This is a genomic window from Streptomyces sp. NPDC050549, from assembly GCF_040655035.1.
Classification (GTDB): domain Bacteria; phylum Actinomycetota; class Actinomycetes; order Streptomycetales; family Streptomycetaceae; genus Streptomyces.
Map to the genome: position 1 here is coordinate 136461 of NZ_JBFAJD010000004.1, position 26966 is coordinate 163426.

Here is a 26966-nt window from a genome sequence, read left to right on the forward strand (position 1 = left end):
GAGCAAGACCACGATCGGGGAAAGCGGTACCGGGACGGCGGGAACGTACGGCAGGATTCCCGGATGGAGCGTGTACGTGATGTCTCTGAACTGCCGAAAGCCCATCTGCACCTGCACTTCACCGGGTCGATGCGGCCGGCCACCGTGCTGGAGCTGGCCGACAAGTACGGGGTGCGCCTGCCCGACGCCCTGACCGAGGCGCTGACCAGCGGGGAGCCGCCGAAGCTGCGGGCGACGGACGAGCGCGGGTGGTTCCGTTTCCAGCGGCTGTACGACGCGGCGCGGTCGTGCCTGCGGGAACCCGAGGACATCCAGCGACTGGTCCGCGAGGCCGCCGAGGAGGACGTCAGGGACGGCTCGGGCTGGCTGGAGATCCAGGTGGACCCGACGTCGTACGCGCCACGCCTGGGCGGGCTGATCCCGGCGCTGGAGGTCATCCTCGACGCGGTGGAGACGACCTCCCGCGAGACCGGGCTCGGGATGCGGGTACTGGTCGCCGCGAACCGGATGAAGCACCCGCTGGACGCGCGCACGCTGGCCCGGCTGGCGGTGCGGTACGCGGACCACGGGGTGGTCGGGTTCGGCCTCTCGAACGACGAACGCCGGGGCATGGCACGGGACTTCGACCGGGCCTTCGCGATCGCCCAGGAGGGCGGCCTGCTGTCGGCCCCGCACGGCGGCGAACTGGCGGGCCCGGCCTCGGTGCGGGACTGCCTGGACGACCTGCACGCGACCCGGATCGGCCACGGCGTGCGCGCGGCGGAGGACCCGCGGCTGCTGAAGCGCCTCGCCGACCGGGGCATCACCTGCGAGGTGTGCCCGGCGTCGAACGTGGCGCTGGGCGTCTACGAGAAGCACGAGGACGTGCCCCTGCGGACCCTCTTCGAGGCCGGCGTCCCCCTGGCGCTCGGTGCCGACGACCCGCTCCTGTTCGGCTCCCGGCTGGCGGCCCAGTACGAGATCGCCCGCAGCCACCACGCCTTCTCGGACCGCGAACTGGCCGAACTGGCCCGGCAGTCGGTACGGGGTTCGGCGGCCCCGGAGGACATGAAGACGAAGCTCCTGTCCGGCATCGACGACTGGCTCAGCGCCCCGGTCGCCTGAAGTGGGCGTAGGGCGGATACGGCTTGAACCAGATCGCGAGCGCGGGGTGGCGCAGGCCGTCCTTCGGGGCCACCAGTTCGTGGTGCAGCCAGGTCACGCACGCCGCCTGCCCCTTGACGACCCTTTTCTCCCGAGGCCCCCAGCCGGCGGCGTAGGCGAACGCCGTCGCCGCGCCGGCGAGAACATCACGGCCGCCGATGAGGAAGTACGTGCGCGCGTGCGTGGTGTGCCGCAACAGCCCGCGGTCGTACGGCCGCTCCAGCCACGCGCGCGCGTGCCGCTCGGTACGGGCCTCGTCCGTGCGGACGGTGAGCGGTGTGCCACGCCCCAACGCCCGCCGCAGTTCAGGCCATTTGGAGGGCCGCAGCCCGGTCTCCGGGCGGGCCAGCACCAGATCGACGAGCTCCCCGCACCCCTCGTCGGGCGGCACGCTCTCGCGCAGCGGAATGTGCACGATGGTGTGCCGGGAGTACGCGGCGAACGAGAACAGCCCGGCCAGCCGGCTCAGCCCGTCGTGGTCACCCATGAGCATTCCGTACGACGCCGGGTCGCGCAGTGAGGTGTGGCGCAGGGGTTGCCCGGGCTGGACGACACGGTGTTCGTGCGGGCCGGTCCTGGGCCTGAACTGGCGGAGTCTCAGCTCCATTCGGGGTGCCTCATACGGCAAGGATCACGGCCCGGAGGGGTCCTCGGCAACGGAGATTCCGCCCAGCAGCGTCCTGGCGAGGCGTGGCGCGAACTCGTCCACGGGCGGGCGTACTCCGGTCTGCGTCGCCTCGTAGGCGAACACGCGCTGTGCGCAGGCGCCGAGGAGGAGGGACGCGGCGGCGAAGGTGTCCACATCACGGCGGACGCGGCCGGCGGTCTGTTCGGCGCGGAGGTAGGCGTCGAGGCCCTCGATCGGCTTGTGGGGGCCGGAGCCGAGTTGTCGCAGCGCCTCGTCGTGGCGCCGCTTGAGCTGGGTCTCGGCGTACAGGGAGGCCGCGATCGGGAAGCTCTGCTCGTAGAAGAGGGCCGCCTGGCGGGCGATCTCGGTGAGGTTGTCCTCCAGTGAGTGCTGTCCGGGCTCGGCGGCGAGGCTGTGCAGCAGCGGGGTCAACTGGGGCAGCCGTTCCGCGAGGACCCTGATGAACAGCTCCTCCTTGCTCGCGAAGTACTTGTAGAGCGCGGCTTCGGAGCAGCAGGCGGCCTTCGCGATCTCCTTGGTGGTCGCCCGGGCCAGCCCGACGGTGAGCATCAGCTCGTGGGCGGCGTCGAGGATGCGGACCCGGGTGGGCTTCGAGGATTCCATGACCGGTCCGTTCGGGCTTGACGGATGGGTGAGTGCTTACTCACTCTAAAGGGAAGCAGGCGTGAGTGAACGCTCACCCACCCCGTGAGGCTGAGGAGCAGGCCATGAAGCTCACCGTTTTCGGTGCCACGGGAGGCATCGGCCAGGAGATCGTCCGCCAGGCACTGGCCTCGGGCCACCAGGTGACGGCGGTCGTCCGGGACCCCGCGCGGCTGACCGTCCGGGGAGCGGGCCTGGAGGTGTTCCGCGCGGACCTCACCGTCCCGGAGGCGCTGCGTCCCGCGGTCGCAGGCCGGGACGCGGTCCTCTCCGGGCTCGGCGCCCGCAGCCGCAAGGACGCCGGAGTCACGACCCGGCTCACTCGTACGGTTCTGGCGGCCATGGAGGCGGAGGAGGTGCGCCGGGTGCTGGTGGTGAGCGCCGGTCCGGTCGGCCCCGAGCCGGAGGGCGCGGGCCTTCTCGACCGCACCGCGCGCGGGCTGATCTCGGCGCTCCTGAAGGACGTGTACGCCGACCTGCGGGAGATGGAGGCGGAGTTGGCCCGCAGTGCGACCGCCTGGACCTCGGTCCGCCCGCCACGCCTGCAGAACAAGCCGGTGACCGGCACGTACCGCACGGTCGTGGGCGGCTTCCCGGACAAGGGCCGGTTCATCTCCCGCGCGGACGTGGCCCACGCGATGCTGGCGATGACCGACGATCCGGAGACGGTGAAGCAGGGGGTCGGGGTGGCCTATTGAGCCACTCCGGAGGGCGCTGTCAGAGGCTGACGCCGACCGTCACCGGCTCGTTGACAAGGGTGATCCCGAAGGTGTCGTGGACGCCGGCGACGACCTCGCGGGCCAGGGCGAGCAGGTCGGCGGTGGTCGCCTCGCCGCGGTTGGTGAGGGCGAGGGTGTGCTTGGTGGAGATACGGGCGGGCCCGCTGCCGTACCCCTTGGTGAAGCCCGCCTTGTCGATCAGCCAGGCGGCGGAGGTCTTGGTGTGCCCCTCCCCCGCCGGATAGGCGGGCGGCTCCGCATCCTCCCCGAGATGCTCCCGCACGCGCGCGTGGAACGCGGTGAACTGCTCCTCGGTGAGGATCGGGTTGGTGAAGAAGGAACCGGCCGACCAGGTGTCGTGGTCCTCGGGGTCCAGGACCATGCCCTTGCCTGCGCGCAGCGCGAGGACGGTCTCGCGGGCCCGCGCGAGCGGCACCCGGTCGCCGGGCTCGACGCCGAGGACACGGGCTGTCTCGGCGTACTTGACCGGTGCCGACAACCCCTCCGCGTCCTCCAGTCGGAAGCGGACGCGCAGAACCACGTAGCGCTCGGGCTCGGCCTTGAAGCGGCTGTGGCGGTAGGAGAAGGCGCACTCCTCGTTGGTGAGGGTGACCGTCGTGCGGGTGGTGCGGTCGTAGGCGACGACCTCGGTGATGGTGGCGGAGACCTCCTGGCCGTACGCCCCCACGTTCTGGATCGGGGTCGCGCCCGCCGATCCGGGGATCCCGGCGAGGCACTCGATACCGGCGAGCCCGGCCTCCACGGTGCGGGCGACGGCATCGGTCCACACCTCTCCTGCCGCCAGCTCCAGGTGTGTGCCGTCGAGCACGAAACCGCGCGTGGCGATACGCAGGGCGGTGCCCTCGAACCCCTTGTCCCCGATGACGAGGTTGGACCCGCCCCCGATGACCAGCAACGGCGTCCCGGTGTCGTCGGCCTCGCGGACGGCGTCGATCACCTCGGCGTCGGTGCCGGCGGTGATCAGACGGGTCGCGAGACCGCCCAGCCGGAAGGTGGTCAGCGGGGCGAGGGGAGCGTCGTGGAGTTCCTGCACGGGGCCAAGACTACGAGACGGGACCGACAACGCCGGGCGCGGTGGGGTGGGGCGCACGCGCGCGTGGGGCCCCACCGGTTTTGGTGGGGCCCCGCGCGCGCGTGCCGGTTGTTGGTTCACGGTCGTGCCGGTCGCTGGTTCACGGTCGTGCCGGTTGTTCGTTCTCAGCGGCCGGCCGACTCCATGACCGACTCGGACCCGGAGCCTTCGGGCGACTCCGCGTGCCCCGCCGACTCGGCCGACGTGGCCACCTTCGCGAGCTCCGCCGCGCGGCGCCTCGTCGGGATCAGCAGGGTCGCGATCCCGGCGAGGGCGACCACTCCCGAGCCGGTGACCAGCGCGGGCTTCAGTCCGTCGACGAAGCTCTGCCCGGTCTCGTAGCCGCCCTGCGCCGAGAAGATCGACGCCATGATCGCGACACCGAGGGCGCCGCCCACCTCGCGGAGCGCGTTGTTGGCGCCGGAGGCTATGCCCTGTTCCGCCGGGCGGACGCTGGACATGACCAGGTTGGCGGCCGGCGCGAAGAACAGGGCCATGCCGATCCCGCTGAGGATCAGACCGGGCAGCTGGGCGGCGTAGGAGACGTCGGTGGTGACGATGTACGCCATGTAGCCGAGCCCTGCGGCCTGGAGGAAGAGGCCGGCGGCGACGACCGGGCGGCCGCCGACGCGGTCGGACAGGATGCCGGCGACGGGCGCGACCAGCATCGGCATACCGGTCCAGGGCAGCATCCGCAGGCCCGCCTCGGTGGGCGAGTAGCCGAGGACGCCCTGCATGTACTGGCTGAGCAGGAAGATCGACCCGAACATCCCGAGGAACATCAGCAGGCTCGCGGCGTTGATCCCGGAGAAGGCGCGGGAGCGGAACAGCCGCATCGGGAGCATGGGGTTCTTGGCGTTGACGCTGTAGATGATGAAGCCGACGAAGAGCGCGCTGCCCGCGAAGAGCCCGGTGAGGACGAGGGAGCTGGTCCACCCGTCGGCGGGGCCGCGGACCAGACCGTAGACGATCCCGAAGAGGCCGCCGCTGGCGAGCAGGGTGCCGGGGAAGTCGAGCGGGGCGCCGGTGCCGTGGGACTCGGAGAGGCGCACGCGGGCGAGCGGGATCAGGGCCAGGCCGAGCGGGACGTTCAGCCAGAAGATCCAGTGCCATGAGACGTGTTCGGTGAGGCTGCCGCCGATCAGCGGTCCGGAGGCGACGGCGAGTCCGTTGACGGCGCCCCAGATGCCGTAGGCCATACCGCGTTTGGCGGCGGGTACGGCCGCGGTGAGGAGGGTCAGTGTCAGCGGCATCATGATCGCCGCACCGACGCCCTGGACCGCGCGGGCCGCGATCAGGGAGTCGATGCCGGTCGCCATGGCCGCGGCGGCGGAGGCGCCGGTGAATATGGTGATGCCGACGAGGAAGAGCCGCCGCCGGCCGAACCGGTCGCCGAGGGCCGCGCCGAACATCAGCAGGACGGCGAAGGTGAGCGTGTAGGCGCTCACGGTCCATTCCAGGTCGCCCAGCGCGCCCCCGAGGTCCTTGCGGATGGAGGGCAGGGCGGTGGTGACGACGAGGTTGTCGAGGGCCGCCATGAATCCGGCGACGCTGGTGATGACGAGGGCCCAGACCATTCCCCCGCGACGTGCGGTCTGTTCTGACATCGCTCCCCCAAAGGGCGATCGCTACCGATGATTAGTTATTGATGACTACCTTTGACGCTCATGAAGAGGCGCAGAATCCGCCTCTCGCCTGCCGCTACGACTTCTCCAGCCGACCGGTGACACGGGCCTCCGGATACAGCCCCTCCCAGACCCGGTGCTCCGGCGGAAAACCCATGGCCGCAAGGGTGTTGATCAGCATTCCGTATGCCAGGAAGGTCGTGGTCTGGTCCACATCCGCCCCCAGGGGCAGATGCACGACGTCCCAGAGCTTCATCCAGCCCTTCCGTACGGCCTCGCCGAACTCGTGGTCACCCTCCGCCTCGGCGGCGGCCACCGTGATGTACGTCTGCATCTGCATCTGGAGCTTCTCGGGGTACTCCGTGATGAGCTGCACATAGCCGTTGGCCATGGCATGCAGGGCCTCATCGCCCTCCAGCCCCTTGGACGACTCCTCCATGACCTGGCACACGTCCTCGACGCACCTGAGCGAGGCCGCCGCGAACATCGCCTTCTTGCCCGGGAAGAGCCGGAAGAGATACGGCTGCGAGACACCGACCCGCTTGGCGATCGCCTCCGTGGAGGTGCCGTAGTACCCCCGCTGCGCGAACTCGGCGATCGCCGCGCGAACGACGCTTTCGCGCCTCTCCTCTGCGCTCATCCTGACCATGCGAGAAAGTTAGTACTCAATCACTAACCAAGTCAAGGGGCAGTTTCCGGCGGACTTTCCCTGACTGGTGGCGTCCCCGTGTGGCGCGACACACACGCCGACAGGTCTCGAAGCCCTGCGGCGTCACCGCCAGTCACCGAATCGGCCCGGGCCGACCTACGTGTAAGGGGCGCCCGCCGTTGCGGGCGCCCCTTACCTCGGCTCACGCCAGTCGTACGACGGCCCGTGACATCCCCAGCACCTTCTGGCCGGCGCTGGTCGCCACGAGGTCCACGCGAACCGTGTTGTCGTCGAGCTTGGCCGCGACCTTGGCGCTGACCTCGACGGTCGCGCCCTGGTCGTCGTTCGGCACGACGACGGGCTTGGTGAAGCGGACGCCGTACTCGACGACCGCGCCCGGGTCGCCGGCCCAGTCGGTGACCACGCGGATCGCCTCGGCCATGGTGAACATGCCGTGCGCGATGACGTCCGGGAGTCCGACTTCCTTGGCGAACTTCTCGTTCCAGTGGATCGGGTTGAAGTCCCCGGAGGCACCCGCGTACTGGACGAGAGCGGCGCGCGTCACGGGGAAGGTCTGCGCCGGCAGCTCGGTGCCGACCTCGATGTCGTCGTACGCGATCTTCGCCGCCATGTCAGCTCTCCTCCGCCGCGCGGGCCACCAGCTTGGTCCAGGCGGTCACCACGTGTTCGCCCGCCTCGTCGTGGACCTCGCCGCGGATGTCCAGGATGTCGTTGCCCGCCATCGACTTGATCGCCTCGATCGTGGAGGTGATCGTGAGGCGGTCGCCGGCGCGCACGGGGCGGACGTAGACGAACTTCTGGTCGCCATGCACCACGCGGCTGTAGTCCAGGCCGAGTTGCGGGTCCTCGACGACCTGTCCGGCGGCCTTGAAGGTGATGGAGAAGACGAAGGTGGGCGGGGCGATCACATCGGAGTGGCCGAGCGCCTTGGCGGCCTCCGGGTCCGTGTATGCCGGGTTGGCGTCCCCCACCGCCTCCGCGAACTCACGGATCTTCTCCCGGCCCACCTCGTAGGGGTCGGTGGGCGGGTAGGTCCGCCCCACGAAGGACTGGTCGAGCGCCATGACTCGGCACCTCCTGATGTGTCTGCTCTGCTGATAACGACACGAGGCCGCCCCCAACGTGCGGGGACGGCCTCGTGTACGAGCCTGTATTTATCGCGTTTCGCGGTGCGCGGTGTGCGCATTGCAACGCGGGCAGTGCTTCTTCATCTCCAGTCGGTCCGGGTTGTTACGCCGGTTCTTCTTGGTGATGTAGTTCCGCTCCTTGCACTCCACGCAGGCCAGCGTGATCTTCGGGCGGACGTCGGTGGCAGCCACAGGAGTGCTCCTTGACGAACGGATGGGACTATGAACGCATAACAGAGTAGCCGATCGAAGGACCGACCCCACAATCGGCTACTGTCAGTAGCGGTGACCGGACTTGAACCGGTGACACAGCGATTATGAGCCGCTTGCTCTACCGACTGAGCTACACCGCTGTGATGGGATTGGTTCCCACCTTGCGGTAGGAACCTCTCACACCAGAGCCCCAATACGGAATCGAACCGTAGACCTTCTCCTTACCATGGAGACGCTCTACCGACTGAGCTATTGGGGCGAGCGATGAAGACATTACACGCTCCGCCGCCGTTCACCCAAATCCGTTTCGTGGCACCGCTCCAGCCCCTTCCACGGCCCTCCCGAAGGCCTCTCGGGCCCCTCCCGCACGGCGGACCACACCGGTACGACTATTGCGCTCCTCCGCGCCACGAGCGGATCACCGCCCTAGGCTCGACTCACTCTGCGTGATCTTGCGCCCCTTTGCGCAGCCCCCCGCCGTGAGCCCCGAAGCCGAGCCCGCGAAGCCCTGAGCCCCTGGAGCGCGATGCCCGACAGCCAGCCCCAGCCGTCCCATTCGTCGTCGGGTTCGTCGGGTTCCTCCGGCTCGTCGGGACCGGCCGACCCGGCCGCGCTCCTGTTGTGCGGGGCCCGGTTGACCGACGGCAGGACCGTGGACGTACGGCTGGGCGGCGGGCGCATCGAGGCGGTCGGCACGGCGGGCAGTCTGGCGACGGAGGCCACGCGCGCGTGCGGCGCGCGCGTGGACCTCAGCGGCTATCTCCTCCTCCCGGCCCCGGCCGAGCCGCACGCGCACAGCGACACCGCGCTGTCGGCCGAGAACGGCGGACCGGTCTCCCACGACCCCCAGGACGTCCAGCGCCGTGCCACGGAGGCCGCGCTGCTGCAACTCGGGCACGGGGCGACGGCACAGCGGGCACACGTGCGCGTGGGGGACGTCCAGGGGCTGGGCGCGCTGGCCGCCGTACTCCAGGCGCGGCGGGCGCTGCGCGGGCTGGCGGAGCTGACGGCGGTGGCGATGCCCCGGCTGCTGACCGGGGTGGCGGGGGCGGACGGGCTCGCGATGCTGCGGGACGCGCTGAAAATGGGTGCCTCCGTAGTGGGCGGTTGTCCAGATCTGGACCCCGATCCGACGGGGTACGTGGAGGCGGTCCTCGAGGTCGCGTCCGAGCACGGCTGCCCCGTCGACCTGCACACGGACGCCGCCGACCCGACCCGCCTCGCCCGGCTGGCGGCGGTCGCGGGCGGGATGCGCCCCGGGGTCACACTCGGGCCGTGCGGCGGCCTGGGGCGGCTGCCCGCGGACACGGTCACCCGGATCGCGGACCAACTGGCGGCGGCCGGCGTGACGGTGGTGTGCCTGCCGCAGGGCGGCTGCGGCGGCGTCGACCGGCGGGGCACCGCTCCCGTACGACTGCTGCGCACGGCTGGCGTCCAGGTGGCCGCGGGCAGCGGAGCCCTGCGTGACGTGTCCAACCCCGTGGGCCGCGGGGACCCCCTGGAGGCTGCCTACCTGCTGGCCTCGCGGCACGGGATGCGGCCCGAGGACTCGTACGACACGGTGAGTTCGTCGGCGCGGGCGGCGCTCGGTCTGCCCGAGGTGCGGGTCGAGGCAGGATTTCCGGCCGAACTGCTCGCGGTGCGCGGCGACCGCCTCTCGGGCGCGCTCTCGCTGGCGTACAGCCGGATCGTGGTGCACCGGGGGCGCGTGGTGGCACGGACGAGCGCGGTGCGGGAGTACTGCAACACGGCGGCGGGCGCGGAGTTGGGGCTGCCGCGGCAGGGGCGGGGCGAGGTGTCGTGAGCTGCTTGTCGTCCGATCGTCGCGAAGGTGAGGGCGCGGTCTGTGAGCCGCCTGCCGTGAACCACCGCCGCGTCGGGGCGTACGCCCGGGGCGCAGTGGCCTGTGTTCATCCGAGCTCGCGCGCCCGGCGCATGCGTCGCGGGTGTGTGCTGCTGGGACGCGGCTGAAGTCATGCGGCGCGTGCGGTCGTCCGGGCGTACGGTCGAAGGCATGCGCATTGTCATCGCTGGAGGTCATGGTCAGATCGCGCTGCGGCTGGAGCGCCTGCTCGCCGCGCGCGGTGAAGAGGTCGCGGGCATCATCCGCAACGCCGGACAGAGCGACGATCTACGGGCGGCCGACGCCGAACCGCTCGTGCTCGACCTGGAGTCGGCCTCGGTCGAGGAGGTCGCGGCGCTGCTGCGGGGTGCGGACGCGGCGGTCTTCGCGGCGGGCGCGGGCCCGGGCAGCGGTACAGCCCGGAAGGACACGGTGGACCGGGGCTCGGCGGTGCTGTTCGCCGATGCGGCAGTCCTGGCGGGCGTACGGCGTCATGTCGTCGTGTCCTCCATGGGCGCGGATCCCACGCACTCCGGGGACGGCGTGTTCGACGTGTACCTGCGGGCCAAGGGCGAGGCCGACGCCTACGTACGCGGCCTGGACGCCCTGGACTGGACGATCCTGCGCCCCGGTTCGCTCACGAACGACGCCGGCACAGGCCTGGTCCGCCTGGAGGCCCACACCGGGCTGGGTTCGATCCCGCGAGACGATGTGGCCGCCGTACTCGCGGAGTTGGTGGAGACCCCGGCGACGGCCGGCCTGACGCTGGAGCTGATCGGTGGGTCCGCGCCTGTGTCGGTGGCGGTGAAGTCGGTGGCGGGGAACTGAGATTGTCCGTCGGCCAGTTGCCGCGCTGTCTAGAACAGCGGCATCTGGCCGGGGAACTCGGGTACGACGTATCCGTCCAACGCGGGCTGGGCCGCCCCGAGTTCCGCCTGTCGGCGCGAGCCGGGGCACGACACGAGCTCGCCGCTCTCGCGTGCGCCGGGCGGGTCGTGACGCGCGAACCGTCCGGCGACGACGGCGATCTCGCGACGGCACTCGGGGCAACTCCTGCGGCGTGACGACATGGAATCAGTCTGCCCCGCCGCAGGCCGCGTCGGCCGCAGAGGCTCGCTCAGCTGTGGGAGACGGTGAGTCCGTAGAAGGCGACCCGGGCACCCTTGGTGGTGCTGTCGGAGGACGACTGGTTGTACGAACCGGCCTTGAAGTACTGCTTGTAGGCGTTGAAGGACGACGGAATGGCGTAGTGCGTGGTGCTCCCGTTGACCGTCAGATTGATGGTGTTCCCGCCCGAGACGCCGATCGTGTAGCTCCATGTCTTGCCGACCGCCACGTTGCCGACGGTGTGCAGCGTCTGTCCGCCGTCGGGCGAGTTCTCCGTGCCGAGGACGATGTCTCCGCTCGACCGGTAGTACAGCTCAAGCAGCGGCTTGGTGGACGTGCCGCCCGTGCCGAGGTGGATCTGGCCGACGCAGACGTTCGAGGTGACGGAGACGACCCGTAGCGTCGCCTTCATCGTGTGTGTGCCGCTGAGCGACCAGTTGGCGGCGCTGCCGCTGCGGTTCATCTCCCGCAGTTCGGAGCGGGCGTAGTTGGAGTTGGGCGTGGTGACGCCCTTCTCCGGCGCCCAGAAGGTCATCGCGCCGTCACGGGTGTCCGTGTAGAAGTACGAGTCCTGGAACCCGTTGGCTCCTTGCAGCCGGGCCGACGAGATCGTCGTGGGCGAGCCGGGGGAACCCACCGGCTCCTGGAGTTGCCACACGCCCAGGTCGAAGTTCCCCCCGGGCGCGACGGTCGGATCGGCGAGGGGTGCGGCGACGGCGCCGGTGACGTTGGTACTGCCCGAAGCGGCTGGAGCCGTGAGGGCCAGCCCACCGGTCACGGCGGTGACGGTGGCCAGGGAGGTGAGCAGCGTACGCATGCGCATGGGGGGTGCCTTCCTGTCTGCTCGATGGACTCGGCCGGCGACGCGTGTTCATGTATATGAACTTTGTGTTTCAACATGAACGCGCTGCCGCGACAGTAGGGCTGTGGCACGGACACGTCAAGACTGATGACGGAGCGGCAGAAGGCTCCGGGAACCACGAAAGGGCCTGTGCTCAGCATTGCTGCTGTGCACAGGCCCTTTCGATCATGTGGCGGCGCCAGGGTTCGAACCTGGGTAGGCTGAGCCGGCAGATTTACAGTCTGCTCCCTTTGGCCACTCGGGCACACCGCCGGGGATGCTGCCCCTCGAACCGCTTCTCAGCGGTGCTCCGTGGCAACGACGTAAACGATACCCGATGCCCAGGGGTGCTTCGCCACCCGATAGATCGGCACCCGGAGGAGAGGGGGTGGCTAGGCTTATACGGATGCGGCCCGGGGCCAACACCGGGCTCGGCGGCTGCCCCCACGCGCGCCGATACGCAGTGACACGCATCGATACGCACCCCGATACAAGGAGCCACAGGACATGGCCGACTCCAGTTTCGACATCGTCTCGAAGGTCGAGCGGCAGGAGGTCGACAACGCCCTCAACCAGGCCGCCAAGGAGATCTCGCAGCGCTACGACTTCAAGGGCGTGGGTGCCTCGATCTCGTGGTCCGCCGAGAAGATCCTCATGGAGGCGAACTCCGAGGAGCGGGTCAAGGCGGTGCTCGACGTCTTCCAGTCCAAGCTGGTCAAGCGCGGCATCTCGCTGAAGGCGCTGGACGCCGGTGAGCCTCAGCTCTCCGGCAAGGAGTACAAGATCTTCGCGTCCATCGAGGAGGGCATCTCCCAGGACAACGCGAAGAAAGTGGCGAAGATCATTCGCGACGAGGGCCCCAAGGGCGTGAAGGCCCAGGTGCAGGGTGACGAACTGCGAGTCAGCTCGAAGAGCCGCGACGACCTGCAGGCCGTGCAGGCCCTGCTCAAGGGCAAGGACTTCGACTTCGCGCTGCAGTTCGTCAACTACCGGTAGAACCAAGCCTCGCGCGCCCGGCGCGCAGCGGTACGCAGTACGAGGAAGGGTGGGTGCCCGTCGGCACCCACCCTTCTCGCCTGCTGGCTGCGGCACAGGGGCGCGCTGGGACAGGCCCTAGTTGCGCGAGTTGCCGAAGAAGATGCGGTAGGCGATCAGGAGGACGAGGGCGCCGCCGATCGCCGAGGCCCAGGTGGCGCCGTCGTAGAAGTTCTTGGCGACCGGGTGGTCCAGCCAGCGGGCCGATATCCAGCCGCCGAGGAACGCGCCGGCGATGCCGATGACGGTCGTCCCGATGAAGCCGCCCGGGTCCCGGCCCGGCAGCAGGAATTTGGCGATGGCTCCGGCCAACAGTCCCAGGATGATCCAGCTGATGATGCCCATGCCGTGAACCTGCCCTTCCACACTGTGCTTGCGCTGATCCCGAGCTGTGAATTCCGCCCGGACAGGCTGTGTTCATAGGTCCTGCGCACGGCCTGTCGCTGCATGTTGCGCCGTGTCGGTGAACAGGACGTCACGGATGCGTGTGGTGGTTGCAGGCATCGGCGCGGAGGTGCCGTGACGGTCGCCGGTCGCGGGAATCGGTCAGGATGCCTGCGTCGTCGTGCGTATGCGGAAGTCGGCCCACGGCTCGGGCTCGATGCCGATGTTGGCGTCGACGTACCAGCCCGTGCCGTCGAGCCAGCCCTGGAGCCAGTCGGCGAGGCTGGGCGCGTCCACGTACCACGCGTGGTCCGCCTCGTCCGCGTTCGGCTCGTAGAGCAGCACGGTGGCCTGCGGGGTGCGGCAGTCCACGCACGCGTACATCGCGCAGCCCCAGTGGGAAATCGGCAGGACGCCCTCGGGCCAGGGCCAGTCGGGGTCCTTGCGTCCGCTCTCGCGGTTGGCGAGGTACTGCGTGACGGCGGCGGGCTCGCCGGCGGGCGGGCTGTCGAGCAGGGGCAACAGGCCGTACTCCGGGCCGAATCCACCGTCCCCTATGCGCGAGTAGAGCGCCGCGAGCAGTGGGGGCAGGTTGAAGCCGAGGACGGCCTCGGCACGGGTCACCGTGGCCTCGTCCACCGGGGCGGGGAGCGAAGTCCAGCCCCACGGGAGGGTGTTGCGTGCCTCGGCGGCCACCCGGCTCAGCAGTCGCTGCTCGTTCTCGGTCATGGCTTCATAGTGCAGCGCGCCACTGACAATCGGGCCGGCCTGTGGACAACCCGGTGGTTGTGGAAAACCAGCTCACCGGGGGTCCGGTGACGAACGGTCACGCCAGGCGGACGGCGACGTGCCTTTCGGCGAGGAGGGCGAGCAGTTCCTCGAACGTCGGTGGGCGTGGGCCGGTGCAGGGGGTGAGGCCGAGACAGGTGCGGGCCACGGTCGCGTCGTGCCAGACGAGGGTGAAGTGCGGGGCGGCTCCCCAGCGACCGCACAGGCAGTCGTCCAGGGCGTCGACGCCCCAACCGAAGTATCCGCCGGGGCCGTTCACCGCCTCGCCGAGGGCGCAGAAGAAGCCCTCCGGGTCGGTGATGTGCCTGCCGTCGAGGTGGTAGGTGGTGCCCGGCGGCCGGTCCGGGGCGCCGTGCGGATGGTTGGCCAGCGCGGTGTCGAGCCAGAACCGGCGGCCGTCGGGATCGCAACCTGCCCAGCGGCCGGGCTCGGAGGGGCGCCCCTCGCCCCACAGGTCCCACACCGCCCGGGCCGCGAGCGGCGGCCGTTCCGCCCAGGGGTCGAGGGTGAGGTCGACCAGGCCCGGGCCGCGCGCGGAGGGGATCCAGGCCCGCAACTCGCCCTCGGTCGCGGGCTGCAGGGGCCGGCCCGAGGAGTCGATGCGCAGCACCTTGGCGTGGCCGAGGTCCTCGTCCCCGCTGTCCATGGCCGCCCGCAGCGCGCCACGCGGAGAACAGCCCAGCAGGCGCACGGGAAGGTCCAGCGGTTCGGGCCGGTCCTCCTGAGGGTGGGCCAAGTCCCGGCAGCCGCCCCAGGGTTCACTGTCCGGGCCCAGCAGCCGGTAGCCCGGGGAGAGGGGCGGGCAGTGCGGGTAGTCGTAGGGGTTGTCGTCGGAGGGTCGCCCCTCGACGGTGACGTCCCTCAGGGACAGGTCACGCGCGCAGGGCCGGTCGCCGACGACGCGTACGTCCTCCAGCCACCACTCCCTCTCCGTTCCCGCGCCGGTGCCGGTCTTGTCGAGGATCTCCAGGGTAAGCAGGCCGAGCGGCGCCGAACCGTCGGCACGCGCGCGTGCCACGGCCGCGGCGAGTTCGCCCTCGGGCGCGCAGCCGAGCAGTTCGTACGTCTCCCTGATGGGTGGGGGCGGGTCGGCGAAGAGGTCGTCGGCGTCCTGGCACAGTGCCCAGGTCTGCTCGTAACCGTGCTCGTCGGCGGACTCGGTGCCTTCGTCGTACGACAGCAGGACGTACTTGGGCGCCCCCACCACGGTCGCTCCCGTCAGCGGGTGGCGAACGGCTGGTCCGTGGGCACGATTTCGCGGCCCAGGGGGAACAGCGAGATCGGGATCAGCTTGAAGTTGGCGATGCCGAACGGGATGCCGATGATCGTGATGCACATGGCGATGCCGGTGACGATGTGCGCGAGGGCAAGCCACCAGCCCGCGAGGATCAGCCACAGGACGTTGCCGACGCAGGACGGCGCGCCCGCGTCACGGCGCTCGACCGTGGTGTACCCGAAGGGCCACAGGGCGTAGACGCCGATACGGAAGGCGGCGATGCCGAACGGGATCCCGATGATGGTGATGCACAACAGCGCGCCGGCCAACAAGTACCCGAGGAACAGCCAGAAGCCGCTCAGGACGAGCCAAATGACGTTCAGGATGGTTTTCACTGAGGGCGACCTGCCATCTTCTCGAGCCGGGCGATGCGCTCCGCCATCGGCGGGTGTGTCGAGAACATCTTGGAGAGTCCCTGGCCCGGGCGGAAGGGGTTCGCGATCATCATGTGGCTCGCGGTCTCGATGCGGGGCTCCGGGGGCAGTGGAAGCTGTTTGGTGCCCGCGTCCAGCTTGCGCAGGGCGCTCGCGAGGGCGAGGGGATCCCCGGTCAGTTGCGCGCCGGACGCGTCGGCCTCGTACTCCCTGGAGCGGCTGATGGCCAGCTGGATGAGGCTGGCCGCGAGGGGCCCCAGGATCATGATCATCAACATGCCCAGGATGCCGGGGCCGTCGTCGTCGTTCGAGCGGCCGATCGGGATCAGCCAGGCGAAGTTGACCAGGAACATGATCACCGAGGCGAGGGCGCCGGCGACCGACGAGATCAGGATGTCGCGGTTGTAGACATGGCTCAGTTCGTGGCCGATGACTCCGCGCAGCTCGCGCTCGTCCAGGATGCGCAGGATGCCTTCCGTGCAGCACACCGCGGCGTTGCGCGGGTTGCGGCCCGTCGCGAAGGCGTTGGGGGCCTCCGTGGGCGAGATGTACAGGCGTGGCATGGGCTGGCGGGCCTGGGTGGAGAGGTCACGGACCATCCGGTACAGGGCCGGGGCCTCGAACTCGCTCACCGGTCGCGCGCGCATCGCGCGTAGCGCCAGTTTGTCGCTGTTCCAGTACGCGTACGCGTTCGTGCCCAGCGCGATCACGACCGCTACGACGAGCCCCATGCGGCCGAAGAAGCTGCCGATGACGATGATGAGTGCGGACAGTCCCCCGAGGAGAACTGCGGTCCTGAGCCCGTTGTGCCGGCGGTGCACGGTACGCCCTCCAAATCGTGCAGCAGGGGAACCCTTTGCTTGCTGATCTCTGATGCCACTGGTGTCGTGGTGCCACGTCCAGTGGACCCTTCCGCACTGGTCAACGCCAGGCGAGGGCCACTAGTTCCCTTGTGCGTACGGCGCCGGGCGTGGGCCGTCCGGGTGAGGACGGTGGTATGTGCCGGTGGCTCAGAAGAGTCCGGTGTCGGCGAAGCGCAGGACCAGTTGGGGTGCTCCGGAGAGGGCGATTCCGAGGGCGCCGGTGAGCGCGAGGGCGGCGGTGAGGGGGGCGGGGACGCGGTGCTTTTCGTGCTCCCCCTCGGGTGCGCGGAACAGCAGGGCCGTCCACTGGAGGTAGTAGAAGAGCGCGATCACCACGTTGACGGCCATGACCACTGCGAGCCAGCCCAGGCCCGCGTCGACGGCCGCCGAGAAGACGGTGACCTTGGCGAAGAGCCCGATGACACCAGGCGGCAGTCCGGCCAGGCAGAGCAGGAAGAAGGCCAGGAGCAGGGCTGCGAGCGGGTTCGACACGTACAGGCCGCGGTAGTCGCTGATGCGGTTCAGAGCTCTGCTACGGCCCACCAGTGCGGCCACCGCGAAGGCGCCGAGGTTCACGGCCGCGTACATGAGGGCGTAGGCGACGGTGGAGCCGATCGACTTCTGGGCGTCCTTGGAGTAAGCGGCGGCGGCGATCGGCACCAGGAGGTAGCCGGCCTGTCCGACGGAGGACCAGGCGAGCAGCCGTACCGCGCTGTACGCGCGCGTGGCCTGTTGGCGCAGGGCGCCCAGGTTGCCGACCGTCATGGTCAGGGCGGCCAGCGCGGCGAGCGCGGGGCCCCACACGTCGGCGTACGACGGGAAGGCGACGACGGTGACGAGGATCAGGCCGGAGAAGCCGACCGCCTTGCCGACGACCGACAAGTAGGCGGCGATCGGGAGGGGCGCTCCTACGTAGGTGTCGGGTACCCAGAAGTGGAAGGGGACGGCGGCCGTCTTGAAGGCGAAGCCGATGAGGGTGAGGACGACGCCGGTCTGGGCGAGGGTGTGGAACTGGCCGTCCACGTGCTGGATGCGGTCGGCGATCTCGGTGAGGTACAGGGTGCCCGTGGTGGCGTAGACGAAGCTGACGCCCATCAGGCTGACCGCGGTCGCGGTGACCGAGGACAGGAAGAACTTGAGGGCTGCCTCGGCGGACTTCTTGTCGCCGTGCCGGATGCCGACGAGGGCGAAGGCCGGCAGGGAGGCGACCTCCAGGGCGACGATCAGGGTCGCGAGGTCGCGGGAGGCGGGCAGGAGGGCGGCGCCCGCGGCGGAGGACAGGAGCAGGAACCAGTACTCCCCTTCGGGGAGTCCCTTGTCGGCGTCCTTCAGGGTGGTGATCGACAGCAGGGCCGCGAGGAGGGCGCCGCCGAGGACCAGGAACTGGATGACCAGGGTGAAGCGGTCCGCCGTGTAGCTGCAGGCGTTCGCATCGCCGGTGAGGCAGAAGGCAGTGCGGTCGCCGTCCAGGAGGGGCAGCAGCATGAGCGCGGAGGCGGCGAGGCCCGCGACCGACACCCAGCCCAGGAGCGCCTTCTTGGCGTCCTGGAGGAACAAGTCGGCTACCAGGACCGCCAGTCCGACGACCGCAGTGACGGTGGGCGGTGCGATCGCGAGCCAGTCGACGGACTGGACCACCGGCTCCGCGAGGGGCTGGGCCAGGGAGCTCATCGGGTGCCTCCTGCGAGGAGCTGCTGCACGGCCGGGTCGGTCAGGCCGAGGAGTGCCTTCGGCCACAGGCCGGTGGCCACGGTGAGGGCGACGAGCGGGGTCCAGGCCGCGAACTCGTACGTGTGGACGTCGGCGAGTTTCGGCGCCTCCTGCGCCACGGCGCCCATGCAGACGCGACGGACCACTGCGAGCATGTAGGCGGCGGTCAGCAGGGTGCCGAAGGCGGCGATGGCCATGAAGGTGAGGAACGCGGGGCGGCTGAGGTCGGCGGCGGGCTTGAACGCGCCGAACAGGGCCAGCATCTCGCCCCAGAATCCGGCGAGTCCGGGGAGTCCGAGCGAGGCGACCGCGGCGAACGCGAGCAGGCCGCCGAGGCGTGGTGCCTTGCCGTAGAGGGCCGCGCCGGTCTCCTCGGCCAGGGTGTCCAGGTCGGTGGTGCCCGTGCGGTCCTTGAGGGCGCCGACGAGGAAGAACAGGAGCCCGGTGATGAGGCCGTGGGCGATGTTGGCGAACAGCGCGCCGTTCACGCCGGTGGGGGTCATCGTCGAGATGCCGAGCAGGACGAAGCCCATGTGGCCGACGGAGGAGTAGGCGATGAGGCGCTTGAGGTCGCCCTTCGCTCCCTGTTTCGCGAGGGCGAGGCAGGCCAGGGAGCCGTAGATGATCCCGACGACGGCGAAGGCGGCGAGGTAGGGCGCGAAGGTGTGCATGCCGTCGGGGGCGATCGGCAGCAGGATGCGGACGAACCCGTACGTGCCCATCTTCAGCAGCACGCCGGCCAGCAGGACCGAGCCGACGGTCGGGGCGGCGGTGTGGGCGTCGGGCAACCAGCTGTGCAGCGGCCACATCGGCGTCTTGACCGCGAGCCCGATCCCGACCGCGAGAACGGCGATGACCTGCACGGATGTGGTCAGCAACCGGCCGTTGTCAGTGGCGAGTGCCACCATGTCGAATGTGCCCGCCTTGATTCCGATCAGGAGCAGGCCGAGCAACATGACGACGGAACCGAGCAGCGTGAAGAGGATGAACTTCCAGGCGGCCTGGGTCCGTTGGGCACCGCCCCAGCGGGCGATGAGGAAGTACATCGGGATGAGGACGGTCTCGAAGGCGAGGAAGAAGAGGATCAGGTCGAGGACGGCGAAGGTGGCGAGGGTGCCGGACTCCAGGACGAGCAGCAGGGCGACGAACGCCTTCGGGGACGGGCCCGACGGCATCTTGAAGTAGGAGTAGAGCGCGCAGAGGAAGGTCAGCAGCGCGGTCAGGACGAGGAGGGGGAGGGAGATGCCGTCGATGCCGAGGTGGATGCGCACGTCGAGTGCGGGGATCCAGCTGATGTCGGTCGTGGCCTGCATCTTCGACGGGTGGTCGTGGTCGAAGCCGAGCGCGAGGACGATCGCGGCGACGAGGATCACGCCGGTCACGGTGACGCCGTGCCGCAGCACGGCCTGCTCGGGTGACTTCCCCTTCAGCCCGGGCGGGGCCGGCAGGAGGGCGGCGACGGCGCCGAGGAGCGGTCCGACGACGACGAACGCCAGAAGGACCTGCATCACGGACTCGTTGATATCGATCACGCCTGCTCACGCTCCCGTGGCGACGAGGAGGACGGCGACCGTCAGGACGACGGTGCCGGCGAGCAGCGCGCTCACATAGGTCTGCAGATTGCCGGTCTGAGCGCGCCGTACGGCGGCTCCTAGGAGGCGGGGCAGGGTGCCCGCGCCACGTACGTAGGTGTCGACGACCTCGCGGTCCAGGAACCGGACGAGACTGGCCGCCGCGAGCACGGGGCGGACGAACAACGCCCCGTAGGCGGCGTCCAGGTGGAAGCCGGAGACCGCGTGGCGGTGCAGCGGGCCGAGCAGCAGACGGCCGGGGTCCGCCGGATCGGTTGCCGAGGCCACGTCTCCGTAGGCGGGTGTGTGGCTCGCGATGGCCTCCGCCTCGACCAGTGCCGCGTCGCCCTCCGGGTGGGCCGCGACCGCACCCATCGGTGCGCCGACCGCGAGTGCGGTGGTGTGCCGCCAGGCGCCGTAGGTGACGATGCCGCCGACGAGCGCGAACCCCGTACCGAGGACGGATGTGGTGAGCGTCGGGGTGAGATCGCGGCCGTCGAACCAGCCGGGCAGCACCCGGTAGGCGAGCCCGCCGAGCGCGAGGGACGGCACGGCGAGCACCCACAGCACGGCGTTCATCGCCACGGGCTGCCTGCCGTGGTCAGGGGCCTCGACTCCCTTGCCGTGGAAGGCGAGCAGCCACAGGCGCGCCGCGTACGCCGCGGTGAGCAGGGCCGTGAGCAGGCCGGCGACGAGGACGATCCAGCCCGCGGCGCCGGGGATGTGCGAGGTGTGCTCGGTGGCAGCGTGTTCGGCGGCGCCGAGGACGGACTCCTTGGAGAAGAAGCCGCTGAACGGCGGGATCGCGGCGAGCGCGAGGAGCGCCACGGTCATCGTCCAGAAGGCGTCGGGGACGCGGGCTCGCAGGTTGCCCATGCGGGACATGGCGGCCAGCGAGTTGGTGCCGGAGGCGTGGATGATCACGCCGGCTGCGAGGAAGAGCAGCGCCTTGAAGGCGCCGTGGGACAGGAGGTGGAAGACGGCGGCACCGCGGTCGCCGACGGCGAGGGCGCCGGTCATGTAGCCGAGTTGGCCGATCGTCGAGTAGGCGAGGACGCGTTTGATGTCGTCCTGGGCGAGCGCGGCGAGGCCCGAGCCGGCCATCGTCACGGCGGCCATGACGGCGAGGACGACCATCGCGGCCGAGGAGGCCTCGAAGACCGGGAGGAGACGGGCGACGAAGTAGACACCGGCGGCGACCATCGTCGCGGCGTGGATCAGCGCGGAGACGGGGGTCGGGCCCGCCATCGCGTCGGGGAGCCAGGTGTGCAGCGGGAACTGCGCCGACTTGCCCGCCACGCCCGCCAGGAGCAGCAGCGCGATCAGCGTCGGGTGGTGCAGCCCGCCGCTCGCGACGGTGCCGAGGACCTCGGTGATGCGGAAGGTCCCGGCGTCGGTGGCGAGCGCGAACAGGCCGATCAGGAAGGGGACATCGCCGAGCTTGGTGACGAGGAAGGCCTTCATGGAGGCGGCGCGGGCCTCCGGGGTCTCCCAGTAGTGGCCGACCAGGAAGTAGGAGCAGATGCCCATGACTTCCCAGCCGACCAGCAGCACGATCAGGTCGCCGGAGTAGACGACGAGGAGCATCGCGGACGTGAAGAGGGAGACGAGCGCGGCGTACGAGGGGTAGCGCGGGTCGTCGCGCAGGTAGCCCGTCGAGTAGATCTGCACACAGGTGGCGACGAAACCGACCAGGACGGCGACAAGGGCGGCGAAGCCGTCGATGTGCAGGGCGAGTTCGACCGGGACCGAGCCGGTGGGCGTGAGTTCTGTGGCGGAGTCGATGGCCGCGTCGCCGCCCTGGCGTACGGCGACGATCGCGGCCAGCGCGAGCGCGGCGAGCGTCGGCAGGACGGCGAGCGGGCGGACGAAGCCGGGGGCGGTGCGGCCCAGGAGCAGGCCGGCCGCGGCGCCCAGGAACGGAAGGAGGGGGACGAGAACGGCGAGGGTGGTCGTGGTCACGCGGTGGCCTCAGCCTTCTCGGCCGCGGGGGGCTCGGTGCCGTCGCCGCCGGCGGAGTCGCTGCCGGGGCCGTCGGTTTCGTGACCCTCGGCGGTGTCGCGGAGCTTGTCGATGTCCGAGGTGCCGCGGGCTCGGTGGACGGCGAGGACGATCGCCAGGCCGATACCGATCTCGGCGGCGGCGATGGCGATGGTGAACAGCGTCAGGGCCTGGCCGGAGTGGAGCTTGTCCTCGGCGGTCCGGCTGAGCCAGACGTCGAAGGCGACCAGGTTCAGGTTGACGGCGTTGAGCATCAGCTCGACCGACATCAGGACGAGGATCGCGTTGCGGCGGGCGAGGACGCCGTAGAGGCCCGTGCAGAAGAGGAGGGCGGCGAGCACGGCGGGATAGACGAGGTGCATCAGCGGGCTCCTTCCTGCTCGGCCGGGTTCTTCGGGCCGACGGGACCGTTGCCCTCAACCGTGCTTTTTCGCCCGATCGTGTGATTACGGGAATCCGGGATGGATGGGGAACTACCGGTCGCGGGCCGGGAGTTCACAGGGGGAGAGCTCGACTCCGCCTTCGACTTGCGGGACAGGACGATCGCGCCGACCAGAGCCGCGAGGAGAAGGACGGAGAGGGCCTCGAAGGGGAGGACCCAGTTCTGGAACAGGCTCGCGCCGGTCACCGCGGTGGAGCCGGCTGCCGGACCGTCCAGGTCCGTCCAGGTCGCGCGGAAGGCGTCGACGACGACCCACACCAGGGCCGCCGCGGCGGCGACGGCCACGGCGAGGGCGACCCAGCGGTTGCCGGAGTCCGCGTCCGGGGAGCGGCCGATGGGTGCCTTGGTGAGCATCAGACCGAAGAGAAGGAGGACGACGACGGAACCGACATAGATGAGGACCTGCACCCAGGCGATGAACTCGGCGGTGAGCAGGAGGTATTCGACGGCGATGCCCCCGAGGGCCACCACGAGCCACAGGGCGGCGTGCACCAGCTGCTTGGTGGTGACGGTGACGAGGGCGGCGCCGAAGGTGACCAGGCCGACGAGGAGGAAGGCGATCTCCACGCCTGTCGGGGAGAGGAAGCCGTGGGTGTGGGTGGCGGCGAGGGTTGCGGTGGCAGTGGCGGCGAGGGTCACGGCTGTCCCTCCGGCGGGTCGGTGGGCGAGGTCGACTCGACGTGGCCGGGCTCGGCGGGCTCGGGTGCGGTCTGCGCGACCCCGGTGACCTCCGCGGCGTCGGTGACCTCTGCGGCCTGGGCTGCCTCCGCGGCCTCCGCGGCCTCCGCGGCCTCCGCGGCAGCCTGAGTCGCGGCCAGCTTCTCCGCGGTCTTGCGGGCCGCGGCGATCTCCTTGGGCTCTTCCGCACCGGGGTCGAGGGCGGGTGGGGCCGGGACGGTCCACATCCACTCGCGGAGCTTGTCGCGTTCGTGGGTGAGTTCGTGGATGTCGGTCTCGGCGTACTCGAACTCCGGGGACCAGAACAGGGCGTCGAAAGGACAGACCTCGATGCAGATACCGCAGTACATGCACAGGGAGAAGTCGATGGCGAAGCGGTCGAGGACGTTACGGCTGCGCTCGCGGCCACCGGGGGCCGCCGCCGGGACCGTCTCCTTGTGGGAGTCGATGTAGATGCACCAGTCGGGGCACTCGCGGGCGCAGAGCATGCAGACCGTGCAGTTCTCCTCGAACAGGCCGATGACTCCGCGGGTGCGGGGCGGGAGGTCGGGCTGGGTGTCCGGGTACTGCTCGGTGACGGTCTTCTTCGTCATCGTGCGGAGGGTCACGGCCAGGCCCTTGGCCAGGCCGGAGCCGGGAAACGGGGTCACTGGAGGAACACCACCTTCACGATGCCGGTGAGGGCGATCTGAGCGAGGGAGAGGGGGACGAGGAGGGTCCAGGAGAGCTTCTGGAGCTGGTCCTCGCGCAGTCGGGGATAGGTGACGCGGAGCCAGATGACGACGAAGGCGAGCAGCGCGGTCTTCAGCAGGGTCCACACCCAGCCGAGACCGTCCGCTCCCCACGGGCCGTGCCAGCCGCCCAGGAAGAGGACGGTGGTCAGGCCGCACAGGACGACGATTCCGGCGTATTCGGCGAGGAGGAAGAGGGCGAAGCGGAGACCGGTGTACTCGGTGTAGGCGCCGAAGATGATCTCGGAGTCGGCGACGGGCATGTCGAAGGGGGGCCGCTGGAGTTCGGCCAGGCCCGCCACGAAGAACACGATCGCGCCGACGATCTGCCAGGGCAGCCACCACCAGTGGAAGGCGTCGAGGATGCCGGGGAGGGAGACCGTGCCGGCTGCCATCGCCACAGAGGCGGCGGTGAGCAGCATGGGGAGTTCGTAGGCGAGGAGCTGTGCGGCGGTGCGGAGGCCGCCGAGGAGGGAGAACTTGTTGGCGGAGGCCCAGCCGGCCATGAGGGAGCCGAGGACTCCCACGCCCATCACCGCGAGGACGAAGAAGATGCCCGCGTCCAGGACCTGGCCGACGGCGCCCTCGCCGGGGCCGACGGGGATGGCGAGGAGGACGAGCAGGTACGGGAGGAGGGCGACGGCGGGGGCGAGTTGGAAGATGCGGCGATCCGCGCCCGCCGGGACGATGTCTTCCTTCTGGGCGAACTTCACGCCGTCCGCGACGAGTTGGGCCCAGCCGTGGAAGCCGCCGGCGTACATCGGGCCGAGGCGGCCCTGCATGTGGGCCATCACCTTGTGCTCGGTCTGACCAACGATGAGGGGGAAGGTGAGGAAGACGACGAAGACGATCAGGAGTCGCAGGGCGACGTCGAGCGCGTCGTTCACTGCGGGCCTCCTGCGGGGGTGTCGGGGGTCGGGTCTTCGGGGGCTTGGCCTTCAGGGGTTGCATCGGCTGCGGCCGAGTCGGCTTCGGCTTCGGCTTCGGCTTCGGCTTCGGCTTCGGCTTCGGCTTCGGCTTCGGCTTCGGCTTCGGCTTCGGCTTCGGCTTCGGCTTCGGCTTCGGGTGATGGTCCGCCGGAGGGCCTCGTCGTGGAGTCCGGCTCGGACACCGGCTGCGGCTGCGGCTTCGCCTCCGACTCGGCTGCCCGCTCGGATGCCTGCTCGTCGAAGGCCGGCCGGGCGTGGTGCCACGGTGCGTCCGGGCTGCGGGGTGCGGTGGGGGGCTGGGCGGGGGTGTCCTCCCGTGGCGGTACCGGTGCCGGGCCCTGTTGGGAAGCTGAGCCGTCGCTCGCGCTGCGTGACCGTCGGGGGGTTGCCGTGCCCATCGGCTGTTGACTGGCCGAGCCTTCCGAGGCGCTACGGGCGCGGCGCGGTGTGGCCGGGGTTTCCGAGGCCTGTTCCCCGGCCTTGGCCCCAACTTCGGTCCCAGTCCCAGTCCCAGTACCTGTCTCGGCCCCAGTCCCCGTCTCACGGATCTGGCTCGCCGAACCCTCGCTCGCGCTCCGCGCCCGGCGCGGCCCGGTCGACGGCACCGCAGGGCCGCCCTCGGCCGACGGCACCGCGCCCTCTGGCGCCGGCGCTGGCGCCGGTGTCGCCCGCTCGGTCTGTGGTACTTCACTCCCGCCCGGTGTCGTCTGGCTCGCCGAGCCCTCCGCTGCCGTACGGGCGCGCCGGACCGGCCGGTCGCCCGCCGCGCGGGCCGGACGCTCGCCCGCGGCCGCACGCGCTGGGCGGTCGGCTGCCCCGCCCTCTCCTCGCACCGGGCGGTCGCCTGCCGCTCGGGCAGCGCCTCGGGCGGGGCGGGCGGGGACCGGTGGGAGTTGGCCCTTCAGAGGGCCCCATTCGTTCGGGTCGGGGACGCCCGGCGGGAGCATCTGGCGCCGTTTGGGGCCGCCGTGATCGGACTCGCCCGGTTCCTTGGCGCCGGGCCAGGCCTTCGCCACGCGGGCCGCCAGGACGAAGTCCTTGCGGAGGGGGTGGCCTTCGAAGGTTTCCGGGAGGAGGAGGTGGTCCAGTGCCGGGTGGCCCTCGAAGTCGACGCCGAACATCTCGTGGGTCTCGCGTTCGTGCCACGCGGCGCCCGCGTAGACGTCCACGGCGGTGGGGAGTACCGGAGCCTCGTGCGGAACCGTCGTACGGACGAGGAGTCGGCGTACCGGTGACAGCGCCACGACGTGGGCCGAGACGCGGAAGCCGGTGCCGGGTTCGTCGACCGCGCTCAGCCAGTCGAAGTAGGTGCAGCCCAGGTCGTCGCGGGTGGTGCGCAGGGCGGCGAGCCAGGTGGTGGGCGGTACGTCGACCGTGAGGAGTTCGTAGGACTCCTCGGCCGTGGCCTCCGTACCGAAGAGTTCCTCGGTCGGCCCGGGCAGCCAGCCGACGGCGGTCATCGGGCGTCCCCCGAGCCGGAGTCGGAGGAAGGCCCCTCGGCCGCGGTCGAACTCCCGCCGGGCACCGGTGACGGCGTCGGCGCCGCAACCAACCCACTCTGCAGTGCCGCCGTCGAAGGGCGCGCCCCCGCCGTCCCGTACCCGTACCGCTCCCCCAGCGACTCCCGGGCGATCTTCTCCTGGAGTTTGAGGATGCCCTGGAGGAGGGCTTCGGGGCGGGGCGGGCAGCCGGGGACGTAGACGTCGACCGGGATGATCTGGTCGACGCCCTTGGTGACGGAGTAGGAGTCCCAGTAGGGGCCGCCGCAGTTGGAGCACGCGCCGAAGGAGATGACGTACTTGGGCTCGGGCATCTGCTCGTAGAGGCGTTTCACGGCGGGGGCCATCTTGTCCGTGACCGTGCCGGAGACGACCATCAGGTCGGCCTGGCGCGGACCGGGGGCGAAGGGGATCACGCCGAGGCGGATGAAGTCGTGGCGGGCCATGGACGCGGCGATGAACTCGATGGCGCAGCAGGCGAGGCCGAAGTTGAAGACCCAGAGGGAGTAGCGGCGGCCCCAGTTGAGGACGACCTTCATCGGCTCGGGGGCGAGGCGGGCGAGGGTGCCCAGCCGTTTCGGCTCCGGGAGCAGTACGGGCTCGGGGGTCACGTCCATGTCAGGACGCCCTTCTTGTATGCGTACAGCAGGCCCACGGTGAGGAAGCCGAGGAAGACGAACATCTCGACGAGGGTGGTCGCGCCGTAGCCCGGGGCGGCGAAGACCGTGGCCCAGGGGAAGAGGAAGATCGAGTCGACGGCGAAGATGACGTAGAGGAACGCGTAGACGTAGTAGCGGACTTGGGTGTGGGCCCAGCCCTCGCCGACGGGGTCGACGCCGCACTCGTAGGTGAGGAGTTTCTCGGGGGTGGGGACGACCGGGCGCAGCAGGCGGCCGGCGCCGAAGGCCACGGCGACGAAGAGCACGCCGACGACGGTGAGCAGCCCCACGACGGAGTAGGACCGGAAGTAGTCCGACGCGACGACCACGGCCGGTTCCCGCAAGGTCACCGG

General features: G+C 70.4%; 30 protein-coding genes and 3 tRNA genes. 5 read left to right on the forward strand and 28 right to left on the reverse strand.

From position 1 onward, the window contains the following. The first annotated feature begins 63 nt into the window (after nt 1-63). Nucleotides 64-1104: an adenosine deaminase gene (locus AB0I51_RS08535; RefSeq protein ID WP_362972712.1), complete on the forward strand. Its 1041-nt coding sequence runs from the start codon at nt 64-66 to the stop codon at nt 1102-1104. Here AB0I51_RS08535 and AB0I51_RS08540 read toward each other — a convergent pair. Continuing rightward, complete coding sequence (locus AB0I51_RS08540) at nt 1085-1750, reverse strand: hypothetical protein (protein WP_362972714.1); 666 nt, start codon at nt 1748-1750, stop codon at nt 1085-1087. The genes AB0I51_RS08535 and AB0I51_RS08540 overlap by 20 nt on opposite strands. A gap of 24 nt (nt 1751-1774) precedes the next feature. After that, complete coding sequence (locus AB0I51_RS08545; RefSeq protein ID WP_362972716.1) at nt 1775-2395, reverse strand: TetR/AcrR family transcriptional regulator; 621 nt, start codon at nt 2393-2395, stop codon at nt 1775-1777. Nucleotides 2396-2499: 104 nt separating this feature from the next. On the opposite strand from AB0I51_RS08545, the gene AB0I51_RS08550 reads away from it, so the two are divergent. Then, nucleotides 2500-3132: an NAD(P)H-binding protein gene (locus AB0I51_RS08550; RefSeq protein WP_362972718.1), complete on the forward strand. Its 633-nt coding sequence runs from the start codon at nt 2500-2502 to the stop codon at nt 3130-3132. Between the two features lie 19 nt (nt 3133-3151). Here AB0I51_RS08550 and AB0I51_RS08555 read toward each other — a convergent pair whose 3' ends face one another. The 8 genes from AB0I51_RS08555 to AB0I51_RS08590 all read right to left on the reverse strand — a co-directional run bounded on the left by AB0I51_RS08555 (nt 3152) and on the right by AB0I51_RS08590 (nt 8140). Further along, nucleotides 3152-4237, reverse strand: coding sequence for a UDP-N-acetylmuramate dehydrogenase (locus AB0I51_RS08555; RefSeq protein ID WP_362972720.1), 1086 nt, complete (start codon nt 4235-4237; stop codon nt 3152-3154). 134 nt (nt 4238-4371) lie between these two features. Then, nucleotides 4372-5853 carry a DHA2 family efflux MFS transporter permease subunit gene (locus tag AB0I51_RS08560; protein ID WP_362972722.1) on the reverse strand — a complete coding sequence of 494 codons (1482 nt, stop codon included), beginning with the start codon at nt 5851-5853 and terminating at the stop codon, nt 4372-4374. A gap of 94 nt (nt 5854-5947) precedes the next feature. After that, nucleotides 5948-6520, reverse strand: coding sequence for a helix-turn-helix domain-containing protein (locus AB0I51_RS08565; RefSeq protein WP_362972724.1), 573 nt, complete (start codon nt 6518-6520; stop codon nt 5948-5950). A 202-nt stretch (nt 6521-6722) separates the two neighbouring features. After that, nucleotides 6723-7151 (reverse strand): MaoC family dehydratase, encoded by a 429-nt coding sequence (locus AB0I51_RS08570; RefSeq protein WP_362972726.1) that lies wholly within the window; start codon nt 7149-7151, stop codon nt 6723-6725. 1 nt (nt 7152) lies between these two features. Then, nucleotides 7153-7605: a MaoC family dehydratase N-terminal domain-containing protein gene (locus AB0I51_RS08575; RefSeq protein ID WP_362972728.1), complete on the reverse strand. Its 453-nt coding sequence runs from the start codon at nt 7603-7605 to the stop codon at nt 7153-7155. Between the two features lie 90 nt (nt 7606-7695). Continuing rightward, on the reverse strand, nt 7696-7860 hold the full coding sequence (rpmG, locus tag AB0I51_RS08580) for a 50S ribosomal protein L33 (protein ID WP_003948671.1): 165 nt from the start codon (nt 7858-7860) through the stop codon (nt 7696-7698). Between the two features lie 88 nt (nt 7861-7948). Beyond that, nucleotides 7949-8021 (reverse strand) — tRNA-Met (locus AB0I51_RS08585). Nucleotides 8022-8067: 46 nt separating this feature from the next. Next, nucleotides 8068-8140, reverse strand: a tRNA-Thr gene (locus tag AB0I51_RS08590). Nucleotides 8141-8407: 267 nt separating this feature from the next. Here AB0I51_RS08590 and AB0I51_RS08595 point away from each other — a divergent pair. Together AB0I51_RS08595 and AB0I51_RS08600 are read left to right on the forward strand one after the other, a co-directional pair. Next, nucleotides 8408-9685, forward strand: coding sequence for an amidohydrolase family protein (locus AB0I51_RS08595; protein WP_362972730.1), 1278 nt, complete (start codon nt 8408-8410; stop codon nt 9683-9685). 210 nt (nt 9686-9895) lie between these two features. Further along, on the forward strand, nt 9896-10552 hold the full coding sequence (locus tag AB0I51_RS08600; RefSeq protein ID WP_362972732.1) for an NAD(P)H-binding protein: 657 nt from the start codon (nt 9896-9898) through the stop codon (nt 10550-10552). 29 nt (nt 10553-10581) lie between these two features. On the opposite strand, the gene AB0I51_RS08605 is transcribed toward AB0I51_RS08600, so the two are convergent. The 3 genes from AB0I51_RS08605 to AB0I51_RS08615 all read right to left on the reverse strand — a co-directional run bounded on the left by AB0I51_RS08605 (nt 10582) and on the right by AB0I51_RS08615 (nt 11945). After that, nucleotides 10582-10794, reverse strand: a complete 213-nt coding sequence (locus tag AB0I51_RS08605) for a hypothetical protein (RefSeq protein WP_355905007.1) — start codon at nt 10792-10794, stop codon at nt 10582-10584. A gap of 47 nt (nt 10795-10841) precedes the next feature. Beyond that, nucleotides 10842-11654, reverse strand: a complete 813-nt coding sequence (locus AB0I51_RS08610) for a polysaccharide lyase family 7 protein (protein WP_359608924.1) — start codon at nt 11652-11654, stop codon at nt 10842-10844. Between the two features lie 209 nt (nt 11655-11863). After that, a tRNA-Tyr gene (locus AB0I51_RS08615) sits at nt 11864-11945 on the reverse strand. A 234-nt stretch (nt 11946-12179) separates the two neighbouring features. Between AB0I51_RS08615 and AB0I51_RS08620 the strand changes: the two genes are divergently transcribed. Next, entirely contained in the window at nt 12180-12668 is a 489-nt protein-coding gene (locus tag AB0I51_RS08620; protein ID WP_019072335.1) for a YajQ family cyclic di-GMP-binding protein, read from the forward strand. 117 nt (nt 12669-12785) lie between these two features. On the opposite strand, the gene AB0I51_RS08625 is transcribed toward AB0I51_RS08620, so the two are convergent. From AB0I51_RS08625 to AB0I51_RS08695, 15 genes are all read right to left on the reverse strand, one after another. Next, entirely contained in the window at nt 12786-13052 is a 267-nt protein-coding gene (locus tag AB0I51_RS08625) for a GlsB/YeaQ/YmgE family stress response membrane protein (RefSeq protein ID WP_019072336.1), read from the reverse strand. A 201-nt stretch (nt 13053-13253) separates the two neighbouring features. Further along, entirely contained in the window at nt 13254-13820 is a 567-nt protein-coding gene (locus AB0I51_RS08630; RefSeq protein ID WP_362972735.1) for an SMI1/KNR4 family protein, read from the reverse strand. 97 nt (nt 13821-13917) lie between these two features. After that, on the reverse strand, nt 13918-15087 hold the full coding sequence (locus tag AB0I51_RS08635) for a barstar family protein (RefSeq protein WP_362972737.1): 1170 nt from the start codon (nt 15085-15087) through the stop codon (nt 13918-13920). An 11-nt stretch (nt 15088-15098) separates the two neighbouring features. Then, nucleotides 15099-15491, reverse strand: a complete 393-nt coding sequence (locus AB0I51_RS08640) for a YccF domain-containing protein (RefSeq protein ID WP_362972739.1) — start codon at nt 15489-15491, stop codon at nt 15099-15101. Next, complete coding sequence (gene htpX / locus AB0I51_RS08645; protein ID WP_019061147.1) at nt 15488-16351, reverse strand: zinc metalloprotease HtpX; 864 nt, start codon at nt 16349-16351, stop codon at nt 15488-15490. Before htpX ends, AB0I51_RS08640 begins: the two co-directional genes overlap by 4 nt. Nucleotides 16352-16540: 189 nt before the next feature. Further along, entirely contained in the window at nt 16541-18064 is a 1524-nt protein-coding gene (locus AB0I51_RS08650) for an NADH-quinone oxidoreductase subunit N (protein WP_362972741.1), read from the reverse strand. Further along, the gene (locus AB0I51_RS08655; RefSeq protein ID WP_362972743.1) at nt 18061-19635 is read right to left on the reverse strand and encodes an NADH-quinone oxidoreductase subunit M; all 1575 of its coding nucleotides are present in this window, start codon (nt 19633-19635) and stop codon (nt 18061-18063) included. Before AB0I51_RS08655 ends, AB0I51_RS08650 begins: the two co-directional genes overlap by 4 nt. A 6-nt stretch (nt 19636-19641) precedes the next feature. Beyond that, nucleotides 19642-21636 (reverse strand): NADH-quinone oxidoreductase subunit L, encoded by a 1995-nt coding sequence (locus tag AB0I51_RS08660; RefSeq protein WP_362972745.1) that lies wholly within the window; start codon nt 21634-21636, stop codon nt 19642-19644. After that, the gene (gene nuoK, locus AB0I51_RS08665; protein ID WP_362972747.1) at nt 21633-22037 is read right to left on the reverse strand and encodes an NADH-quinone oxidoreductase subunit NuoK; all 405 of its coding nucleotides are present in this window, start codon (nt 22035-22037) and stop codon (nt 21633-21635) included. Before nuoK ends, AB0I51_RS08660 begins: the two co-directional genes overlap by 4 nt. Then, complete coding sequence (locus AB0I51_RS08670) at nt 22037-22756, reverse strand: NADH-quinone oxidoreductase subunit J (RefSeq protein WP_362972749.1); 720 nt, start codon at nt 22754-22756, stop codon at nt 22037-22039. The genes nuoK and AB0I51_RS08670 overlap by 1 nt, the downstream gene beginning before the upstream one ends. Next, nucleotides 22753-23445 carry an NADH-quinone oxidoreductase subunit I gene (locus AB0I51_RS08675; RefSeq protein ID WP_362972751.1) on the reverse strand — a complete coding sequence of 231 codons (693 nt, stop codon included), beginning with the start codon at nt 23443-23445 and terminating at the stop codon, nt 22753-22755. The genes AB0I51_RS08670 and AB0I51_RS08675 overlap by 4 nt, the downstream gene beginning before the upstream one ends. Further along, nucleotides 23442-24413, reverse strand: coding sequence for a complex I subunit 1 family protein (locus AB0I51_RS08680; RefSeq protein ID WP_362972753.1), 972 nt, complete (start codon nt 24411-24413; stop codon nt 23442-23444). The genes AB0I51_RS08675 and AB0I51_RS08680 overlap by 4 nt, the downstream gene beginning before the upstream one ends. Further along, on the reverse strand, nt 24410-25915 hold the full coding sequence (locus tag AB0I51_RS08685) for an NADH-quinone oxidoreductase subunit C (protein ID WP_362972755.1): 1506 nt from the start codon (nt 25913-25915) through the stop codon (nt 24410-24412). The genes AB0I51_RS08680 and AB0I51_RS08685 overlap by 4 nt, the downstream gene beginning before the upstream one ends. After that, entirely contained in the window at nt 25912-26571 is a 660-nt protein-coding gene (locus AB0I51_RS08690; protein ID WP_362972757.1) for an NADH-quinone oxidoreductase subunit B family protein, read from the reverse strand. The genes AB0I51_RS08685 and AB0I51_RS08690 overlap by 4 nt, the downstream gene beginning before the upstream one ends. Further along, the gene (locus tag AB0I51_RS08695; RefSeq protein WP_362973127.1) at nt 26562-26957 is read right to left on the reverse strand and encodes an NADH-quinone oxidoreductase subunit A; all 396 of its coding nucleotides are present in this window, start codon (nt 26955-26957) and stop codon (nt 26562-26564) included. Before AB0I51_RS08695 ends, AB0I51_RS08690 begins: the two co-directional genes overlap by 10 nt. Between the last annotated feature and the right edge of the window lie 9 nt (nt 26958-26966).

Coding starts and splice junctions, on each gene's coding strand:
- AB0I51_RS08535 (WP_362972712.1), top strand. CDS start 64: ATGGAGCGTGTACGTGATGTCTCTGAACTGCCGAAAGCCCATCTGCAC.
- AB0I51_RS08540 (WP_362972714.1), bottom strand. CDS start 1,750: ATGGAGCTGAGACTCCGCCAGTTCAGGCCCAGGACCGGCCCGCACGAA.
- AB0I51_RS08545 (WP_362972716.1), bottom strand. CDS start 2,395: ATGGAATCCTCGAAGCCCACCCGGGTCCGCATCCTCGACGCCGCCCAC.
- AB0I51_RS08550 (WP_362972718.1), top strand. CDS start 2,500: ATGAAGCTCACCGTTTTCGGTGCCACGGGAGGCATCGGCCAGGAGATC.
- AB0I51_RS08560 (WP_362972722.1), bottom strand. CDS start 5,853: ATGTCAGAACAGACCGCACGTCGCGGGGGAATGGTCTGGGCCCTCGTC.
- AB0I51_RS08565 (WP_362972724.1), bottom strand. CDS start 6,520: ATGGTCAGGATGAGCGCAGAGGAGAGGCGCGAAAGCGTCGTTCGCGCG.
- AB0I51_RS08570 (WP_362972726.1), bottom strand. CDS start 7,151: ATGGCGGCGAAGATCGCGTACGACGACATCGAGGTCGGCACCGAGCTG.
- AB0I51_RS08575 (WP_362972728.1), bottom strand. CDS start 7,605: ATGGCGCTCGACCAGTCCTTCGTGGGGCGGACCTACCCGCCCACCGAC.
- AB0I51_RS08595 (WP_362972730.1), top strand. CDS start 8,408: ATGCCCGACAGCCAGCCCCAGCCGTCCCATTCGTCGTCGGGTTCGTCG.
- AB0I51_RS08600 (WP_362972732.1), top strand. CDS start 9,896: ATGCGCATTGTCATCGCTGGAGGTCATGGTCAGATCGCGCTGCGGCTG.
- AB0I51_RS08605 (WP_355905007.1), bottom strand. CDS start 10,794: ATGTCGTCACGCCGCAGGAGTTGCCCCGAGTGCCGTCGCGAGATCGCC.
- AB0I51_RS08610 (WP_359608924.1), bottom strand. CDS start 11,654: ATGCGCATGCGTACGCTGCTCACCTCCCTGGCCACCGTCACCGCCGTG.
- AB0I51_RS08620 (WP_019072335.1), top strand. CDS start 12,180: ATGGCCGACTCCAGTTTCGACATCGTCTCGAAGGTCGAGCGGCAGGAG.
- AB0I51_RS08625 (WP_019072336.1), bottom strand. CDS start 13,052: ATGGGCATCATCAGCTGGATCATCCTGGGACTGTTGGCCGGAGCCATC.
- AB0I51_RS08630 (WP_362972735.1), bottom strand. CDS start 13,820: ATGACCGAGAACGAGCAGCGACTGCTGAGCCGGGTGGCCGCCGAGGCA.
- AB0I51_RS08650 (WP_362972741.1), bottom strand. CDS start 18,064: ATGAGCTCCCTGGCCCAGCCCCTCGCGGAGCCGGTGGTCCAGTCCGTC.
- nuoK (WP_362972747.1), bottom strand. CDS start 22,037: ATGCACCTCGTCTATCCCGCCGTGCTCGCCGCCCTCCTCTTCTGCACG.
- AB0I51_RS08685 (WP_362972755.1), bottom strand. CDS start 25,915: ATGACCGCCGTCGGCTGGCTGCCCGGGCCGACCGAGGAACTCTTCGGT.
- AB0I51_RS08690 (WP_362972757.1), bottom strand. CDS start 26,571: ATGGACGTGACCCCCGAGCCCGTACTGCTCCCGGAGCCGAAACGGCTG.